Below are 14,735 nucleotides of genomic sequence, written 5' to 3'. Positions count from 1 at the left end.
CTGGTCTAGACAGCAGCGGACAACCCTGTCCGCTGCTGTCCCACGGCACCCGCCATGCGTGCCAGGCGGCCAAGCAGCACCCCGTTGAACACACCGAACACCAGACAGATCGTCGCGGCCACCGCCAGCTGCTGCGCCAGCTGCGGCTGGATCACCAGCACGACCGACGTGATGTACTTGGTCAGAAAGATCGCCAGCATCAGCATCAATGGCATCACGCTGCCACGCACCAGCACGGAGTCCGGCGCCGTACCGGCTGCGATGCGCGTGCGGCCGAACCGCCAGGCCAGCAGCATCGCCGCCGCGCAGCCGGTGCCCCAGGCGGCCACCAGCACCATTCCCATGTCGAACTTGAGCGCCATATCGTTCAGCGACAATCCCAGCATCACCAGCGGCAGGATCAGCATCCGGCGCAGCGTCAGTTCGCGATCGCGCATCTCGGCGACGCCGCGCCAGAGCAGGAACGCGAGGATGGCCCAGACATACAGGGGCGTGTGGGTCAGGATCTGGATCAGCATCAGCATGGCAAGCTCCGTGGCAGGTAGAAGGTGCATGCATTGTGCGGACACGCCAGGCGTCGCGGCATCCGGTGCGACGAAGCGGCGCCGGGCTGGCGCGAACCGCCTGCCGCGCGGCGCGAACTTTGCGCTGGCCGGGTAGAATCTGGCCATGGCAAGCAAACATCCCATCTTCCCCGGCCCACGCACCGCACGCGGCGCAGTGCTCGCTGTCCTGTTGTCGAACGCCGACCAGGCCGGCAGCGAGCCGCTGCGCGGACGCGTGACGCTGGCCGCGATCGTGCGCGCGCTGAAACGCAAGTACCACTGGCCGATCGAGACCACCAGCTTCCCGTCCAACGATATCGACGGGCGCGCCACCTGGGCCACCGTCTACAGCCTGCCGCAGGGCGTCATCGATACGGCGCTGGCTGGCAAGGGCAGCGACTGGCTGCGCAGCACCCGCAGCGGCGGCGAGGCCGATCAGGCTTGAGCCCGCATGGCCCGCGACAACATCAACGACATCCTCGTCTTCATCGCCGTTGCGCGCGAGCGCAGCTTCACGCGCGCCGCCGCCAAGCTGGGCATGAGCCAATCGGCCCTCAGCCACATCGTGCGCGGGCTCGAAGAGCGCCTGGGCGTGCGCCTGCTCACGCGCACGACACGCAGCGTTTCGCCCACCGAAGCGGGCGAGCGCCTGTTGCAGAACGTGGGCCCGCGCCTGGAAGAAATCGATGCCGAGATCACCGCCATCACCGACCTGGGCGACAAGCCCGCCGGCACCGTGCGCATCACGGCGATTGATCATGTGATCGACACGGTGCTGTGGCCACGCATCGCCCCACTGCTGCCGCAGTATCCCGAGCTGCACATCGAAATCAGCTCGGACTACCGCCTGGTGGACATCGCGGCCGAGCGCTTCGACATTGGCGTGCGCCATGGCGACCAAGTGGAGAAGGACATGATTGCCGTGCGCCTGACGGCCGACGTGCCGATGCGGATCGTGGGCGCGCCCGCCTACTTCGCGCGCCAGCCGGCGCCGGCGTCGCTGCAGGATCTCATGACGCACAACTGCATCAATCTGCGGCTGGCCAGCAGCGGCGGGCTGTATGCGTGGGAATTGCTGCATGACGGCCAGCCGGTCGAGGCGCGCGTGCGTGGCCAGGCAGTGTTTACCAACGTTCATCACATGCTCGCTGCGGCGCTCGATGGCGTGGGCGTGACCTTTCTGCCCGAGAGCCTGGTCGCGCCGCATGTAGAGGCCGGGCGCCTGGTCAGCGTGATGGAAGACTGGTGCCCCAGCTTTCCCGGCCTGCACGCCTACTACCCGAGCCGGCGCCATTCGTCGCGCGCACTGGGTCTCGTGATCGACGCGCTGCGCTACCCTGGTTGATCGACGCGGCCCGCGCGCGCCGCCAGTAACGCCAGCAAGCTGGCCGCCACCAGCACGGCGGCGCTAAACCCGAAGGTGGCGCCATGGCCGCTGGCGTCGAACAGCAGGCCGCCGCCGGTGGCGCCGAGCATGATCGCCAGTTGTACCACCGCCACCATCAGGCCGCCGCCGGCTTCGGCATCGCGCGGCAACGTGCGCGCCAGCCAGGTCCACCAGCCCACCGGCGCCGCCGTCGCCACCAGCCCCCAGATGGCCAGCAGCACCGTCGTTGCTGCCACTGACTGGCCGACGACGAGCAGCGCCGCCGCGATTGCCGCCATGACGAGCGGGATCGCGATCAGAACCGGGTACATGCGTTCCTTGAGCACGGACCCGATCAGCGTCGTGCCGATGAACCCGGCCACACCCAGCACCAGCAGCATCATCGACAGCGTCGATACATCGACGCGGGTGACGGTTTCCAGGAACGGCCGCAAATAGGTGAACAGCGCAAACTGCCCCATGAAGAACAGGCTCGCCGCCGCCATGCCCAGACAGACCGCGGGGCGCTTCAACAATGTGAACATGCTGGCCGGCGCCTGCCGGTGTTCCGGACGCAGCGCCGGAAGGCTGAACCAGAGCCAGGCCAGGGCCAGCGTCGCCACCGGCACCAGGCAAAAGAAGGCGCCACGCCAGCCGATTACACCGCCCAGATAACTGCCCGCCGGCGCGGCAATCACCGTGGCCAGCGCATTGCCGCCATTGAGGATGGCCAGCGCGCGCGGCACGTCGGCCGTGGGCACCAGGCGCATCGCGGTGGCAGCCGACATTGACCAGAAGCCGCCGATGGCCACGCCGATCAGCGCGCGGCCGACCATAAACAGCGGATAGTTCGGCGCAAATGCGGCCACGGTGCCCGAGGCGATCATCAGGCCGGTCAGCGCCAGCAGCAGCGTCTTGCGGTCGAGCCGCCCCACGACCGACGTCAGGCACAGACTGGTCAGCAGCGCGAACGCACCTGAAATGGCAATTGATTGCCCGGCTTGGCCTTCGGTGATGCGCAGGTCGGCCGCCAGTGGCGTGAGCAGGCTGACCGGCATGAATTCGGATGCGACGAGGGCAAAGGCGGCAAGCGACATCGCCAGCACGGCGCCCCATGCCGCGGGCCCGGCCGGCTTGCTGTCGCAAGCGACGGAAATGGTTGGATTCATTGGTTATGCAGGAGTGGAAAACAAACGCTCCTCCTGCACCAGGGCGCAGGAGGAGCGGAGATGCGGCCCGCGATGGGGCCGAAGAAAACTTACGCAGCCAGCGTGGCGCTGTCGATCACGAAGCGGTACTTGACGTCACCCTTGAGCATGCGCTCGTAGGCGCCGTTGATCTCGTCGGCGCGGATCATCTCGATGTCCGACACGATGCCGTGTTCGGCGCAGAAATCGAGCATCTCCTGGGTTTCAGGGATCCCGCCGATCATCGAGCCAGCGATCGCGCGGCGCTTCATGATCAGGCTGAACACCTGTGGCGATGGGTGCGGCGAATCCGGCGCGCCAACCAGCACCATGGTGCCATCGCGCTTGAGGATCTGCAGGAACGCGTCCAGGTCGTGCGGCGCGGCCACCGTGTTGATGATCAGGTCGAGGGTCTTGGCCTGCGCCGCCATGGCGTCGGCATCCTTCGAGATCACGACTTCATCGGCGCCCAGCGCCAGCGCATCCTCGCGCTTGGATGCCGACGTCGTGAACGCCACGACATGCGCGCCCATCGCGTGGGCCAGCTTGATGCCCATGTGGCCCAGGCCACCGATGCCGACGATGCCGACCTTCTTGCCCGGACCCGCGTTCCAGTGGCGCAGCGGCGACCAGACGGTGATGCCGGCGCACAGCAGCGGCGCCACGGCGGCCAGTTGCTCTTGCGGGTGCGTCACGCGCAGCACGAAGCGCTCGTGCACGACAATCTGCTCGGAGTAGCCGCCCAGCGTATGGCCCGGTGCATCCGGGGTTGGCCCGTTATAGGTGCCGACCATATTGTCGCAATAGTTTTCGAGGCCTTCGCCGCAATCGGCGCACGCCTTGCACGAGTCGACCATGCAGCCGACACCGACCAGGTCACCAACCTTGTGCTTCGTGACGTGCGCGCCGATCGCCGACACGCGGCCGACGATCTCGTGGCCTGGCACGCAGGGAAACTGCGAGCCGGCCCATTCGCCGCGCACGGTGTGCAGGTCGGAGTGACAAACGCCGCAGAAGTTGATCGCGATCTGCACGTCGTGCGCGCCAGGTGCGCGGCGCGTGATGTCCATCGATTCGAGGGCTTGGTCTGGCGCGTGGGCGCCATAGGCTTTGACAGTCATGGGAATCCTTGTGGTGGTCTTGCTTGTTTACTTGAACTAGCGGGATGGCCGCAGGGTCGCGCAGTGGCGCGGCGGCACTGGGTGAATCTACCAGCGATCACTATAGCCTTGCTGGCGCGCGAGAGTAAGGCCGATTCGCTCATGGGGGATATGACGCTCCCTCATGAATACACCGGCCTGCCAGACACGGGCGGCTTGCGCCATAGCATCGACGCCGGTGGCACAATACGTCGGGGAGAACGTCGCATCATGCAGGAGCGACGTGCAACCCCGGTCGCATTTCAAGGAGCTGACACGCATTGACACCATCCAACGACAATCCGGCCCTCGATTTCCTGCGCTTGTCCAGCAAGCGCAGGCCCGTGGTGCGCTTCGTGGTCGCCGCGACGGTACTGGCCTGCATCCTGCTGGTGGCCTTTGCCGCGTGGTTCATCGAGACGACACGCCAGGCGCAGATCGCGCAGACCACGGTCGCGACCAGCAATGTCGCGCGCATGGTCGGGGCCCAGGTCGAATCGGCCATGAAGACCACGAGCATGGCGCTGGCCAACGTCGCCGAGCGGGTCGAACACGATGGCACGAGCCCTGCGGCGCTGGCGCGGTTGCAGGCGCACCTGGCCGACCTGAACCACACGTCACCCGAGCTGCATGGCATCTTCGTGTATGGCGAAGATGGCGCCTGGCTGGCCACGTCGCTGGACCAGCCGGTCATGGCCAACAACGCCGACCGCGCGTATTTTCAATACCACCGCGAGCATCCGGGCCGCGACATCCACATAGCGCATCCGGTGCGCAGCCGCTCGAGCGGCATCTGGGTATTGCCGGTGTCGCGCCGCATAGACCATGCCGACGGCAGCTTTGCCGGTGTCGTGCTGGTCACGCTGAAGGTCAACTTCTTCGAACAGATCTACGACGACCTCGATATTGGCCGCACCGGCACGGTGCTGCTGGGGCTGGACGACGGCACGGTAGTCTACCGGCGCCCGTTCGACGAGAAGATCATCGGCACCAACCTGTCGCATGGGGTGGTGTTCCAGGCGATCCGCAACAAGTCGGCCGGCGCCGAGTTCCTGACCGCCACGGTTGACAAGATCGAACGGCTCTACAGCTATCGCCGGATCGACCGCTTTCCATTCGTGATCGCCGTCGGCCAGACCAAGGAGGAGCTGCTGGGCGACTGGAAGCGTTCGAGTTTCCTGATCGGCGCCGTCACACTGCTGACCGCGGCCCTGTTCACGCTGTTCGGGCGCAAACTGGTGCGGCAGATCGCGATCCGCGACCGGCTCGACCAGACCTTGCGCGCCTATTCCGAAGACCTGCAGCGCGATAACCTGGGGCTGCACGAACTGGCGCACACCGACAAACTCACGCAACTGGCCAACCGGCGCCGCTTCGATGACATGCTCGACCATGAATGGCGCCGCGCGCAGCGCAGCAATGCGCCGCTGGCGCTGATCCTGCTCGACATCGACTACTTCAAGAAGTACAACGACCATTACGGCCATCCGGCCGGTGATGCCTGCCTGCAGGGCGTGGGCGGCGTGCTGGCCGCCAGCCTGAATCGCACCGGTGACCTGCCCGCCCGCTACGGCGGCGAAGAATTCGCCATCATCCTGCCGGCGACCGATCTGCATGGCGCACTGGCCGTTGCCGAACGCATGCGCCAGGACATTCTCGGCCTGCGTATCGCGCATATGCAATCGCCCTTCGAAACCATCACGGCCAGTCTCGGCGTGGCCTCCTTCGAGCCTGGCGGCAAGGAGTCCTTGAGCACCGCCGACCTGGTCGTGCGCGCGGACACGCAGCTCTACCAGGCCAAGGCTGCGGGCCGCAACCGGGTATCCGGCGCGGCCTTCAGCGCCACCGGCGCTGACGCCGGTTCAGGCGAGGGCCAGGCGGCGCAATGAGGCGTCGATGTCGTGCAGGCTGTCGACTTCGCAGGTAGGAATCGCGAGCGATTCGTTGGCCAGGCGGCCCGGATTGAACCAGATGCTGTCGATGCCGAAGCGGTTCGCGCCGAGGATGTCGGCGTCCAGGCGGTCGCCCACGATCACCGTATCGGGCTTGGTGAAGGTGCGCGCCATCTTGCTGGTGTATTCGAAGAAGCGGCTGTCCGGCTTGGCAAAGCCGCAGGCTTCGGACGTGGCGACGAACGACAGCGACGGGGCCAGGCCCGAACTGGCGATGCGCCGGTGCTGGATCGCATGCGCGCCGTTGGTGATGATGCCCACTTCGCCGATCCCGGCCAGCGTCTCGCACAGCTGCACGGCGCCATCGACCAGCACGACGGTATCGGCAAGGGATTCGCTGTACACATCGCTGGCAACGTGCGGATCGAGGTCGATCCCGTTGTCGGCGAAGGTCTTGCGAAAGCGTTCGATGCGCAGGAAGTCCTTCGACACGGCGCCCTGTTCAAAGAGGCGCCACAGCGCGACATTGGTCATCTGGTACTGCGCGAACAGGGTGTCGAGGCCGTCACGCAGATCGAGGTGCGCCATCGTGCGCTGAAAGGAAGCTTGTTCGGAAGCCCGAAAATCGAGCAGGGTGTCGTCGAGGTCAAACAGGAAGAGTCGGTGTTTCATTGCGTCCAACAGTAAAGCGGCAATGCTCCATGGTAGCACCGGCCGCCAACCTGCGTCAGCTGGGGTTTGGATCGGGCACCGGCTCGTCATCGTGCGGCAGATGGCCCGGCTGGTGGTGCGGATGCGGATGCGGCGCCTCGAACGGATCGGGCATCGGATCGTCGACGGGCGCCGGATCGGGCGCGCGATGGGCGTGGATGGAAAACGGCGGCGCTGATTGCGCGGTATGGCCTGCTTGCATGATGCGGTCCTCCTCAATTGGCTGATTGGGTCACCTTAGCATGCGCTCCTGCGGCGCGGCGCGCGCCGGCAGTGGGCTACAATGCGGTCTTTCCGAACACCGCCTGCTGACCGTCCCCATGGAACTTTCGATCACCACCCTGGCCCTGCTCGTCCTGACCCCGCTGCTGGTCTGGCGCATCTACGCGCGCATCAAGAAGCAGATGCTGCGCCAGCGCTCGATCTACCAGCGCCATTACACGGGCATCCTGGTGTTTGGCGCGATGATCCTGGTGCCGGCGGCGCAGCTATTCGCCAGCCCGTACAACCTGGCGGCGCTGCTGGTGGGCGCCGCCGGCGGCATCGGCTACGGCGTATGGGGCCTGAAGCTGTCGCGCTTCGAGGACACGCCCGAGGGTTACTTCTTCACGCCGAACGCCCGCCTGGGCCTGGTGATGGCAATGATCCTGGTGGCGCGCATCCTGTACATCGGCGTCGAGATCTACGCCAACCAGGGCAAGGGCTTGCCCACGCCGCAGCTGAGCGACAGCCCGCTGACCATGCTGTGCGTGGGTCTCACCAGTGGCTACTTCGCCTGCTATTCGGTCGGGCTGCTGCGCTGGCGGCGGCGGGCCAAGCGCGAGAGCTTGCAGGCATAAAAAAAGGGATCCGCATCGGATCCCTTTTTTGCATCAAGCCGCCTTCGCGTCTTCCTTCCGGCGCTGCAGCACGAAAATCGGCTGCGCCCACTGCTGGTCCTTCTTCTTCTTGCTCGTGATGAGCGTCAGTTCCGACGGGTCGTAGACGTCCGTGTTGTGCGTCAGCGGGGTCGTCATCAGGTACTGGGCGTCGGTGTTCTTCAAAAACTCGCCGACCAGCTGGATGTTGCGGATATCCAGGTGGGCAAACGGTTCATCGATGAACACGAAGCCACCCGAGCCTTCCTCGGACTTGAGCAGGCCAATCAGCAGCACCAGCGACTTCATGACCTGCTGGCCGCCCGACGCTTCGCCGTCGTTCATCCCGATCTGGTCCTTGCCGTCGAACTTGAAGCGCACGTGCAGGCCAGCCTGCGACAACTGCACATCGTCGTTCTCGAGCCGCACCGGATCCGCCTGCACGTCGATCCCGGCCAGGCCACCCAATTCGCGGATGTTCTTGGTGTAGGTCTTGATCGTGTAGCGCAGGCGCTCGATGTAGGCGCCGCGTGCATTGCCGGTCGCTTCGATCGCGCGGTTGTTCTGGTAGCGGCGCTCCTCGGTCTCAGTCTGGCGGCTTTCGAGCTGGTCGTGCAGGCGCGCGTACTGGTCGACCACCGTCGGATCGAGTTCCCAGTCGTCGCGCGCCAGCGAACCCTCAAGGGAGCCCAGGCGCAGATTGACCTGGTGCGCATTCTGGTGCTTGGCCACCAGGTCGCCGCGCCAGTTCGGATTCTTCCAGGCGCCCGGCACTGCGCGCCAGCTGCGGCGCAATTCCAGCAGTGCTTTGGCGTGCTCGGTGCGCTGGTCGATCTGGCGGCGATGGTTCAGGCGCATGCCTGCCTCGGCTTCCGACAGCGCCATGCGCGCGTTCTGCCACACGGTGTCGGCGCGGGTGCGCGCGACGGTCGCGTTCTTGCTCAGCGTTTGCAGCTCGCCCAGGCGCGCGCCCACTTCCATCCGCTCGGCTTTGAGCGGCGCCAGTGCACGCGCTGCTTCCTCGAATTCTTCCTGGCGCGCCGACAGTTCCTTGGCTGCGTCGACGCCAGCGATGCGCGCCTTCAGGCCGCCCACTTCGGCGGCCAGCTTCGAGATCGCCAGCGTCAGCGCATCTTCCTTCTGTTCCAGCGCCGGCAGCGATTTCTGGATCGCTTCCAGGCGCTGCGTCTTGCCGGCTGCGCCAAAGCGATAACGCGATGCTTCGACGAACAGCGAGCGGCCACCGCGGCGTTCGCGGTGGTACGCGTCCGGCGTGATCCATTCGTCCGAGCGGCTCTTGAAGCCGTCGTCGACCGAATCGACGCGCACGATGCGTTCCAGCTGGTCGATCAGCCAGCCCGGCGCCTTGCCAGAGAAACTCACCACCGACAGTAAGCTGTCGTCCTTGACGACTGGCGCCGTCACGCAATCGGGCACGATGAAGTGGCGATAGCGCTCCTTCTCGGCCAGGCGGTAGGCGTTGGCGGCATCCGAGGCTTTTTCAAGCAGCACGACCGAGGCGTAACCACCGAGCACACCTTCGACCGCACCCTGCCATTTCGGGTCCGTCACTTCGACGATGTCCGACAGCATGGCGTGCGCGATGCCTTCGTCGCGCAGTGCGCGGCGCATCAGGCGCTGTGCTTCGGGCTCGGGCATCGCGCTCTTGCCCTGCAACTGGGAGATCGTCGCCAGCTCGCCCGCGATCTTGGTCGACACGGCTTCGCGCGCGCTCTTCTGGCGCGCCAGCTCGGCTTCTTTTTCACCCAGCTGCTTGCCCACTTCGGCAATGTCGGCGCCGGCATCGGCCGACAGCTTTTGCAGGCGGTCGCGCTGTTCCAGCAGGCTTTCCAGCGGTTTCAGGCGCGTGTTCACTTCCGTCAGGCGGCGGGCCAGTTCGCCGCCCTCCTGCTCGAGCTGCGTTTCCTGCTTTTGCGCTTCGGTCAGCGCGCGCTGCTGGCTGGCCAGCTGGCTGCGTTTCTCGGCCAGCTGGCCGTCGGCCTGCACCAGGGGCTTTTTCGCTTCACGCAGCGTGCGCGAAACCAGGAGCGCTTTCTCGCGCGCTTCGTGGTACTGCAGCGCCGGCAGCACTTCTTCGTGCAGCTCGCGCTTTTCTGCGTGCAGGTCGGACCACTGATGGTGGTTGGCCACGCGCAGGCGCAAGCCTTCAAGGTTCGTGCGCGAGGCTTCCAGTTCGGCCTCAAAGCGTTTCAGCTCGGTCTCGGTATCGCGCTGGTGGCGCTTGGCTTCGTCGTAGGCGTCCAGCACTTCCTTGTCGCCAAACACCTGGAACACCAGGTCGAGCAACTGGCGCGGCGCGTATTCGCACAGCTTGTCGGTTTCGCCCTGCTCGAGCGCCAGCACTTTCGACATGGCCGGCGACAGGCCGGCCGACGCCAGGCGCTTGCGGTAGTTTTCCACGCCCAGCCAGTCGGTCGCTTCGGTCACTTCCTCGATCTCGACGTTCCCGGGACGCATCAGGTACTGGCGCTTCCAGTCGCCGCCGTTCTTTTGCACCTGGCAAAAGAGCGTGACTTCATCGTCGGCGAAAAAGCCCGAATGACGAAACGGCCGGTTCGACAACTGGCGGCCTACCGGCTTGTTGTCGACGACGGCGCGCAGCCAGGCGCTTTGCTGGCCCGAGTGGCGCGCATAGTGTTTGTACGTGCGGCCCATCGAGCAATCGAGCCCGAACAGCGTGCGCATCGCATCGAGCAGCGTGGTCTTGCCCGAGCCGTTCTGGCCGGCGATCGTGATGATCTTGGCGTCGAGCGGGATGTTCTTGATCCGCTGCCAGTAATCCCAGTGGACCAGTTCGAGTGATTTAATGTGGAACATCGGCTATCTCAATTCGGAGTGTCAGGGACATCAAGGGCGCCGTCGGGCGCCAGGGCATCGTTGGCGGCGTCGGCATCGACCGGGGCCACGCGGCGCGGGGCAGCTGCCAGCGGGGCGCGCTTGAACACTTCGGACAGCGCGCCATTGATGATGCGTTCCTTGAGCACGTCGGTGTCCATCATCAGGTCGAGCAGCGGGCCTTCCAGGATCACGTCGCCACGGCGCTCGATGAAGCCCAGCTTCGACAGCACGCCCAGGTTCATGTCCATGCGCGTCTTCTTGCCCAGCTTGTCGCCGAAGTCCGACAGCAGCGCCGTGTACGAAATGCCGATCGACGTGTCTTCGGCGCGCGGGATCGACAACTCCTTCTCGAACATGTCGTTCTGGTCGTCGTCGATCGTCGTGTGGGTTTCCTGGCGCTCGCGCTTGGGCAGGATGATCTGCGCCCACAGCACGACGAGCAAGGCCACGCCATCGCGCGTCAGGCCGAAGTTATTGTTCTGCCAGATGTCCTTGGCCCCGAAGATCTTCGGCTCGACGTTGCGGTGCAGGGCCACGGTGACGTGGTCGGCATACACGTTGTCGAGCAGCTTCAGGCCCGATTCGAGCAGGCGCTTGTCGACTTCGGCGCGGAACTGGTCGTCCGACAGCGCGCGCTTGACCATCTTGTCGTCGCGGCGCAGGGTCTGGTGCGTCAGCAGGCGCGCGATCAGGATTTGTGCATCGTCATTCATGGGGCAGGCTGTCCATCAGGAGTGGAATCGGCATTCAGTGAAAGGGTCGCGACCGACATGGCCGCCACTTCCGGGTCGTTCAGCTGGACCATCTCGTCAAGCGAGACGAACGTGAGCGGCAGGCGCGCCAGTTCGGCGGTTGCGCCCTGCAGGCTCGCTTCGGACGCATCGCCCAGGAGCGGCAGCAGCGAGGCGCGGTACGAGGCCAGCGCGAACGTGGCCGGCAGCAGCGATTCGTGCAGCTGCACCCGGCGCGGGCCGACACTCGAAAATTCGGGGAAGTTGCCCAGGTTGGCAAAATCGGCCAGCTTGTTGATCCAGTCATTCAGCTCGAGCTGCATGGCCGGATTGTCGTTGACCGTCAGCGGCGCATCCTGGCCGCTCGGTAGGCCTTTCGGGCCGGTCGAGATGATGCGTTCGGCCAGCAGTTCGGTCTCGGCCACGTCGATCATCTCGGCCGGGGTGCCGAACAGCGGGGTGACCGGGCGGTCGATCGCGCCGGCGGCCAGGCTCGCCAGGTCGTCGTGCGCCAGCAGCCAGCGCTTGACGTCGGTGGTCGACAGGCCCGACTGGCCCAGGTGCACGCGCTGGCGTTCGATCTGGTTCAGCGCGCGCGAGAACATGCCCTGCATGTTCAGCAGTGCACTTTGCGCGCGGCCGATCGCCTGCGCCGCGCGGTGCGTGGCGGCATCGGCCCGTTCATCGGACGTGATGGCGCGCAGGATGACCGAACCCTTCTCGACCCAGTCGCAGGCCATATGCCACTTTGCCTGCGACGTGCGCAGGCGAAACTCGGAGCCGGACGCGATCGCATCGCGAAATTCCTCGGTCAGTTCGACCAGGCGGCCCAGCAAGTGTTTCAGCTGGTCGACCGTGACGCCGCCCACGGCCTGGGCGCCGGCCACTTGCGACAGCAGGAAGCCCATCTCGGCTTCGTCACCTTCCGGCTTGCCCAGCGCCAGCAGGGTTTCCAGCGCAGACAAGACGTTGCGCGCCAGCGGCGTGATGCGGTAGACGGCCGCCGGGGCGTCCCAGGCCAGCAGGCCGTGGCCGCGCAGGCGGTTGAGCACCGTTTCCAGGCTTTCGGGGACGAGATAGGCCAGCTTCTGGTTGATGTCGGCGCGCGAGAAGGCCGATGTGGACGCATCGCCAGCCAGTTCGCGCAGGACGAGCAGACGCACCAGCACGCCGTCCTGCGTGCCGTGGAACAGGGCCGTGAAGGCCGACAGCATTGGCTGGGCACGCTTGAGGTGGAAGACTTGCTCGATTTCGTCCGGAGCAATGCCATCCTGGAAGTGTACCTGCAGCGGATCAAGTTCCTGCGCTGTCGTCGAGGCGTCGGCAGCGTGCGCCGCGCCGGCTTGGGGGTCGATCATTTTGTTAATAACCAGTCTCGTGCGCGGCCGAGACGGGTCTGCATTGCATTTGTTACCACAGACCCGGCCAGCTTCGCGGGGGCGTCAGTATAACAGTTAAGACTGGGCAATTCCGGAATGGCTGCCTGCCAGGGCAGCCTCTGCAACACCGCTGCGGCGCATGTCAGACTTACGACTTGGTCACGCTCTTGAGCGTCTGCTCGATGGTTTCCTTGTCGCCTTCGGTGAAGCGGATCTTGACCGGATAGTATTCGTGCGCCGGCGCCAGCCAGACGTCCACGCTCTGGTCGCGGCTGCCTTTCAGGGCGGCGCGGGTGACCAGAATCGCGTCGACTTCGCCCAGGCCCGTTTTGACTTTTTCGCTCCGCACGACCTTGAAGGTCCAGGTCTCGGCGCTGCTGCGCCCTGCCACGAAGAACGGCCACTCGGTGCCCGGCTTGAACTTGTCGCCGGCAGCGCGCGCCACGGCGGCCAGTTGCCAGGTAACCGACACGCGGTCCTGCTCCCCGCCCTTGAGCGGATAGGTCTTCTCGCCTTCCGAGAACCGCATCGTCTTTGCGGCCCGGTCGAAGGTAATCGAGGTGGGGTCCTTGCGCATGCGCTTTTCGGAAAACTCGGTCGGCGCCAGGCCGTAGGCATCAATCACGCCCTGGCTGCGGTTGTCGAGCAACGTGCCCAGGATCGCCACGCGCGACTCGAAGCGCACGTCGTACTTGCCGTCGCCGGCGCGCCAGTTGACGGTGGCGTCACCCTTCAGGGCCAGGCCCTTCTGGCGCGCGGCCAGGTCGTACGCCAGATCGGCCGATGGCGGCAATTCAAACGCGCGCTTGACGGCCTGATGGGCGGGCTGGGCGGACGCGCCACCCAGTGCGAAGGTCAGCGCCAGGGCTGCACCGATGTGTCGAATATTGTTCATAGGCATATCAAGATCCTGAATGGTCCAAGACGATATTATTCACTGTTTGCGTGGTTACTGCTCCGTTGCGCTCGGTATTGCGAATCCGCACCGGATACCAGCCATGTGCGGGGGCCAGCCAGATGTCCAGCTGCGACTTGTACGAGCCCGGCTGCGGCGGACGCGTCAGGTGCCAGGTTTGCAGTGTGCCAAGTTTGGTATCGATCTGTTCCTGCCCTACCACCGTGAAGCGGTAGATTGCCGCATCGCGATCTTCACCAACGAAGATGTCAATGGCGCCCGTGAGCTGCTTCGGGTCGCCGCGCGCGATCGCCGCCAGTTGCAGCGGGATGCTGGCCTTGTCCTGGGCGCCGGGCGGCAGCCCGTACATCGCCTCGGATGCCGAGAACGTGATCAGGCCCTTGCCCCAGTCGAAATGGGTGGCAGTCATGGCGCGGCCGCGTCGCTTCTCGGTCATCGTGATCGGCGCAAAACCCGTTGCAGCTACCGCGCCCTCGCTCTTCAACACCACCAGATTGACCCGCGCGAACACAACGCGAATGCCCGCTTCGACCTGGATGCGATAACTGTCCGCATTCGATTGCCAGGCCAGCAGCGCCTCGCCCGACCATGTGGTGCCATCGGCATCCGTGCGCGCGACGTCGAGCGTGATCTTCGCGGGTGGTGGCATGTCGATGACGTAGCGGCGCGCTTCCGGTGCTGCGGGTGGCGGCGGTGGCGACGCCGCCGCTGCCGGCGCGGATGCTGGTGGCGCCTGTGGGGCCGGCGCCGCCGGTATCGGCTCGGGCACCGGCGCGGCCGGCGCTGCGCCAGCACCATCCCCGGAAGGCACCGTATCGGTCACCGGCGTAATGTCCCCTGGCCGGTCGGGCACCGCAATCTCCACCGGCACCGGCGGCATCCGGGGCAATGGCGGCAGACTGGCCTCCGGCACTGGCACCGGTTCAGGCGCAGGCTCTGGCGCAGCAGCGGGCAGCAGTTGGGCCACCAGCGTCACGGGCGCGGCACCTAGCGTGGCCGCCGGCGGCAGGACCGGGCTGACGTGCTGCAGCTCGGTCAGGACGATCCAGTGCAGCAGCACGACCAGCACCACGGGCAGCAGCCGGCGGCGACGGGGAAGAAGAATCGGTGCGGATGGCATGACGCTAGTGTAGCGCGCGCGCCGGGATGGACA

Annotated in this window: 14 protein-coding genes; 4 read left to right on the top strand and 10 right to left on the bottom strand. The window is 65.8% G+C overall.

Annotated elements, in window-relative coordinates; all coding sequences use genetic code 11:
* Window positions 1-5: 5 nt before the first annotated feature.
* On the bottom strand, window positions 6-671 hold the full coding sequence (locus AC1MGT_RS13840) for a DUF6622 family protein (protein WP_499500644.1): 666 nt from the start codon (window positions 669-671) through the stop codon (window positions 6-8).
* Here AC1MGT_RS13840 and AC1MGT_RS13835 point away from each other — a divergent pair.
* Together AC1MGT_RS13835 and AC1MGT_RS13830 are read left to right on the top strand one after the other, a co-directional pair.
* Window positions 670-990, top strand: a complete 321-nt coding sequence (locus tag AC1MGT_RS13835) for a hypothetical protein (RefSeq protein ID WP_183553958.1) — start codon at window positions 670-672, stop codon at window positions 988-990. The two genes, AC1MGT_RS13840 and AC1MGT_RS13835, sit on opposite strands and share 2 nt — an antisense overlap.
* Before the next feature lie 6 nt (window positions 991-996).
* Window positions 997-1,890, top strand: coding sequence for a LysR family transcriptional regulator (locus AC1MGT_RS13830; protein WP_499500643.1), 894 nt, complete (start codon window positions 997-999; stop codon window positions 1,888-1,890).
* On the opposite strand, the gene AC1MGT_RS13825 is transcribed toward AC1MGT_RS13830, so the two are convergent.
* Both AC1MGT_RS13825 and AC1MGT_RS13820 read right to left on the bottom strand, forming a co-directional pair.
* Entirely contained in the window at window positions 1,878-3,080 is a 1,203-nt protein-coding gene (locus AC1MGT_RS13825) for an MFS transporter (RefSeq protein ID WP_499500641.1), read from the bottom strand. The two genes, AC1MGT_RS13830 and AC1MGT_RS13825, sit on opposite strands and share 13 nt — an antisense overlap.
* Before the next feature lie 89 nt (window positions 3,081-3,169).
* Window positions 3,170-4,219, bottom strand: a complete 1,050-nt coding sequence (locus AC1MGT_RS13820; RefSeq protein ID WP_499500640.1) for an NAD(P)-dependent alcohol dehydrogenase — start codon at window positions 4,217-4,219, stop codon at window positions 3,170-3,172.
* Window positions 4,220-4,518: 299 nt separating this feature from the next.
* Between AC1MGT_RS13820 and AC1MGT_RS13815 the strand changes: the two genes are divergently transcribed.
* Complete coding sequence (locus AC1MGT_RS13815; RefSeq protein WP_499500638.1) at window positions 4,519-6,126, top strand: GGDEF domain-containing protein; 1,608 nt, start codon at window positions 4,519-4,521, stop codon at window positions 6,124-6,126.
* Here AC1MGT_RS13815 and AC1MGT_RS13810 read toward each other — a convergent pair.
* On the bottom strand, window positions 6,100-6,801 hold the full coding sequence (locus tag AC1MGT_RS13810; RefSeq protein WP_499500636.1) for a YjjG family noncanonical pyrimidine nucleotidase: 702 nt from the start codon (window positions 6,799-6,801) through the stop codon (window positions 6,100-6,102). The genes AC1MGT_RS13815 and AC1MGT_RS13810 overlap by 27 nt on opposite strands.
* A gap of 55 nt (window positions 6,802-6,856) precedes the next feature.
* Entirely contained in the window at window positions 6,857-7,042 is a 186-nt protein-coding gene (locus AC1MGT_RS13805; protein WP_183553968.1) for a hypothetical protein, read from the bottom strand.
* A gap of 118 nt (window positions 7,043-7,160) precedes the next feature.
* Between AC1MGT_RS13805 and AC1MGT_RS13800 the strand changes: the two genes are divergently transcribed.
* Entirely contained in the window at window positions 7,161-7,679 is a 519-nt protein-coding gene (locus tag AC1MGT_RS13800) for a CcdC protein domain-containing protein (protein ID WP_499500634.1), read from the top strand.
* A gap of 33 nt (window positions 7,680-7,712) precedes the next feature.
* Here the strand turns inward: AC1MGT_RS13800 and AC1MGT_RS13795 are convergent, their stop codons facing one another.
* The 5 genes from AC1MGT_RS13795 to AC1MGT_RS13775 all read right to left on the bottom strand — a co-directional run bounded on the left by AC1MGT_RS13795 (window position 7,713) and on the right by AC1MGT_RS13775 (window position 14,702).
* Window positions 7,713-10,535, bottom strand: a complete 2,823-nt coding sequence (locus AC1MGT_RS13795; protein ID WP_499500632.1) for an ATP-binding protein — start codon at window positions 10,533-10,535, stop codon at window positions 7,713-7,715.
* An 8-nt stretch (window positions 10,536-10,543) separates the two neighbouring features.
* Complete coding sequence (locus AC1MGT_RS13790) at window positions 10,544-11,269, bottom strand: hypothetical protein (protein ID WP_183553974.1); 726 nt, start codon at window positions 11,267-11,269, stop codon at window positions 10,544-10,546.
* Entirely contained in the window at window positions 11,266-12,645 is a 1,380-nt protein-coding gene (locus tag AC1MGT_RS13785; RefSeq protein ID WP_332530551.1) for a hypothetical protein, read from the bottom strand. Before AC1MGT_RS13785 ends, AC1MGT_RS13790 begins: the two co-directional genes overlap by 4 nt.
* Before the next feature lie 169 nt (window positions 12,646-12,814).
* The gene (locus AC1MGT_RS13780) at window positions 12,815-13,561 is read right to left on the bottom strand and encodes a DUF3108 domain-containing protein (protein WP_332530552.1); all 747 of its coding nucleotides are present in this window, start codon (window positions 13,559-13,561) and stop codon (window positions 12,815-12,817) included.
* A gap of 7 nt (window positions 13,562-13,568) precedes the next feature.
* Window positions 13,569-14,702, bottom strand: a complete 1,134-nt coding sequence (locus AC1MGT_RS13775; RefSeq protein WP_499500630.1) for a DUF3108 domain-containing protein — start codon at window positions 14,700-14,702, stop codon at window positions 13,569-13,571.
* Between the last annotated feature and the right edge of the window lie 33 nt (window positions 14,703-14,735).

The sequence above is a fragment of the Telluria sp. BA11 genome, assembly GCF_056680305.1.
This window is presented reverse-complemented; position numbering and strand designations above follow the sequence as displayed.

Coding starts and splice junctions, on each gene's coding strand:
- AC1MGT_RS13795 (WP_499500632.1), bottom strand. CDS start 10,535: ATGTTCCACATTAAATCACTCGAACTGGTCCACTGGGATTACTGGCAG.
- AC1MGT_RS13785 (WP_332530551.1), bottom strand. CDS start 12,645: ATGATCGACCCCCAAGCCGGCGCGGCGCACGCTGCCGACGCCTCGACG.
- AC1MGT_RS13830 (WP_499500643.1), top strand. CDS start 997: ATGGCCCGCGACAACATCAACGACATCCTCGTCTTCATCGCCGTTGCG.
- AC1MGT_RS13810 (WP_499500636.1), bottom strand. CDS start 6,801: ATGAAACACCGACTCTTCCTGTTTGACCTCGACGACACCCTGCTCGAT.
- AC1MGT_RS13790 (WP_183553974.1), bottom strand. CDS start 11,269: ATGAATGACGATGCACAAATCCTGATCGCGCGCCTGCTGACGCACCAG.
- AC1MGT_RS13780 (WP_332530552.1), bottom strand. CDS start 13,561: ATGAACAATATTCGACACATCGGTGCAGCCCTGGCGCTGACCTTCGCA.
- AC1MGT_RS13775 (WP_499500630.1), bottom strand. CDS start 14,702: ATGCCATCCGCACCGATTCTTCTTCCCCGTCGCCGCCGGCTGCTGCCC.
- AC1MGT_RS13820 (WP_499500640.1), bottom strand. CDS start 4,219: ATGACTGTCAAAGCCTATGGCGCCCACGCGCCAGACCAAGCCCTCGAA.
- AC1MGT_RS13800 (WP_499500634.1), top strand. CDS start 7,161: ATGGAACTTTCGATCACCACCCTGGCCCTGCTCGTCCTGACCCCGCTG.
- AC1MGT_RS13835 (WP_183553958.1), top strand. CDS start 670: ATGGCAAGCAAACATCCCATCTTCCCCGGCCCACGCACCGCACGCGGC.
- AC1MGT_RS13840 (WP_499500644.1), bottom strand. CDS start 671: ATGGCCAGATTCTACCCGGCCAGCGCAAAGTTCGCGCCGCGCGGCAGG.
- AC1MGT_RS13825 (WP_499500641.1), bottom strand. CDS start 3,080: ATGAATCCAACCATTTCCGTCGCTTGCGACAGCAAGCCGGCCGGGCCC.
- AC1MGT_RS13805 (WP_183553968.1), bottom strand. CDS start 7,042: ATGCAAGCAGGCCATACCGCGCAATCAGCGCCGCCGTTTTCCATCCAC.